2 protein-coding genes are annotated in these 2,337 nt (G+C 40.7%); both read left to right on the top strand.

Going from position 1 to position 2,337, the window contains the following annotated elements; genetic code table 11:
* Positions 1-202: 202 nt before the first annotated feature.
* Positions 203-610 (top strand): VOC family protein, encoded by a 408-nt coding sequence (locus AB6E30_RS09285; RefSeq protein ID WP_229647442.1) that lies wholly within the window; start codon positions 203-205, stop codon positions 608-610.
* Between the two features lie 83 nt (positions 611-693).
* Positions 694-1,947: an HD-GYP domain-containing protein gene (locus AB6E30_RS09280; RefSeq protein WP_017063746.1), complete on the top strand. Its 1,254-nt coding sequence runs from the start codon at positions 694-696 to the stop codon at positions 1,945-1,947.
* The last annotated feature ends 390 nt before the right edge of the window (positions 1,948-2,337 follow it).

Below are 2,337 nucleotides of genomic sequence, written 5' to 3'. Positions count from 1 at the left end.
GTTTTAGGCGTTTGTGAATTTAAAATCCAGCGTGTCGCTGCAGTTGCCCTTCAATTAGACAGATCTTGATGTTTCATTCCTAAATCCCATAATTTCGCTTCGCTACTCGGTCTGATAATGAATTAATTATCTTAAATCATGATGTTACCTGTCATTCTCTCTTCTATTGTCTATGTTTAAAGGACTAACAGAGGAGAGAAATATGCTGACAGTAACCCCTTACTTATTTTTTGATGGTCGTTGTAGTGAAGCGTTGGATTTTTATCACAAGTGCTTTGGTGGTGTGGTTTTATCTAAGCAGCTTTTTAGTGATGCACCACAGGTAATAGAGGGAGCTCAACCTGATTGGGTTATGCATGCTGAGTTCGAAGCGTTTGGTATGAAGCTGATGATGTCTGATGGTGTTAAGGCAAAAGAACTCAAAGGCAACAATCTCGCTCTCTCTCTTGTGACTGAAGATAGCGCGACTCAAGAACAAATCTTTGAAAAGCTCAAGAAGGGAGGGCGGATAATGACTCCACTCGCAGATACTTTTTGGGGGGCTCGATTTGGCAAAGTAGAAGATAAATTCGGTATACGCTGGATGGTGCACTGCGACTCTTTAAGTTGAGCCTGTGAAATTGGATAGTGAAATTGCTGCTTGGTTTTATTAGAATTATAAATAGAGATTAATCATCAATATTATATATAAAAATGGGCAGCATAAAGATTACCGTAGATCGCATTCAGCCCGGTCTGCATATACGACTCCCCGTAAAATGGAATGAACACCCATTTTTATTCAACAGCTTTAAAATCAAAGATGACGCTCAAGTAAAAGTAATTCGACATCTTGGGATTAAGCACGTCTATATAAACCTGAGTCAAAGTGATACCTCACCTTTACCTGTTAATCACGTAGGTGAACAAGAAGTCGATATTGATTCACAGGTAAGCCTTGAAACGGAAAGAATGTGGAAAGATAAGCATGAGCGTATCGAAACCCTTAGCTCTTACCGCCGCAGGGTGAGTCATTGTGAGAGAGAGTTTGAACGTTCGCTTGCTCGAATGCGATCTGTGATGACCAAGATCCGTAACAGACCTTTAGATGCGGTAGGGGAGGTTAAGGCTCTTGTTGATGATATCGTTGAAACTCTAGTGAGCGATGATAACGTCACCTTGCACCTTATGAATGCTAAAGCAGATTTCGAAGATATTTACTTTCATACTCTAAATGTTTCGGTTGTTGCACTGATGATAGGAAAGGCCAAAGGCTATAACACACAGCAATTGAAAGACCTCTCATTCGCAGCGTTGTTTCACGATGTAGGCAAGATCAAAATACCAGTCGCGATACTAAGAAAGCAGAGTGCACTAACGGTGCCAGAAGAGAACTACCTGAAGCTTCATACTAAATACGGTGCGGATATTGTATCGGCAATTGATGACTTTCCTGAAAGTGCTAAAAAGGTGATCGCTCAACATCATGAGATGAATGATGGTTCTGGCTACCCCGAGGGCTTAAAAGAACATGAGATTGATGAATTTGCCAAGATAGTCGCCGTGGCTAATGCATTTGATAACCTTTGCCATGGTAAAACGCAATCTCAACAAATGATCCCGTATTTGGCACTGTCCCACCTATATAAGAGCTGCAAGCATCTATATAGCCAAGATAACTTGGGGCTGTTAGTTAAGTTCATGGGAGTCTATCCACCAGGAACTGTAGTACAGCTTTCAAATGACTCGATTGGGATTGTGATATCCGTTAACGCTAAACATATGCTTTATCCAAATGTACTTATCTATGATCCTAGCGTGCCAAGAACCCAAGCTCCGATCATTGACCTCTTTATTAAAGAGATCAAAATCGTTAATGCCGTTCATCCAAGCAAATTACCTGAACAAGTTCGAGAGTATCTAAACCCTAGGGCTCGTTTATCTTACTTTTTTGATAGTGGAGAGTAGTTATCCACAGGTCGTTGTGGGTAATTTGTTCGAAACTTGGGGTGAAAGTGGTATAAATAAGCCCTTGGTTGAAATGTCTTCGCTTAACCTCTTTTTTTAATAAAAAACGCATTTATTGCTTGCCAATATGAGCGGCATCTCTATAATGCCGCCTCACTGACACGGCAGACGCCACAAGGCTTCAGCGAGAAATGTTAGTAAGGCAACTAGCTTTAAGCGATGATTCGCTTCTACTTTTAAAAAGTAGGAATTAATTCCAAATAAGTGTTTGACACTGAGAATTAAATCGCTAGAATGGCCGCCTCTTCCGAAGTGATGTAAGTCACAACGAAGAGAAGCTCTTTAACAATTTAAACCTATCAATCTGTGTGGGCACTCGTTGATGAATAT

The sequence above is a fragment of the Vibrio sp. 10N.247.311.12 genome, from assembly GCF_041467515.1.
GTDB classification, from domain to species: domain Bacteria; phylum Pseudomonadota; class Gammaproteobacteria; order Enterobacterales; family Vibrionaceae; genus Vibrio; species Vibrio crassostreae_C.
The sequence above is the reverse complement of the archived record's forward strand: the minus strand, read 5'-3'. Positions and strand labels throughout refer to the sequence as shown.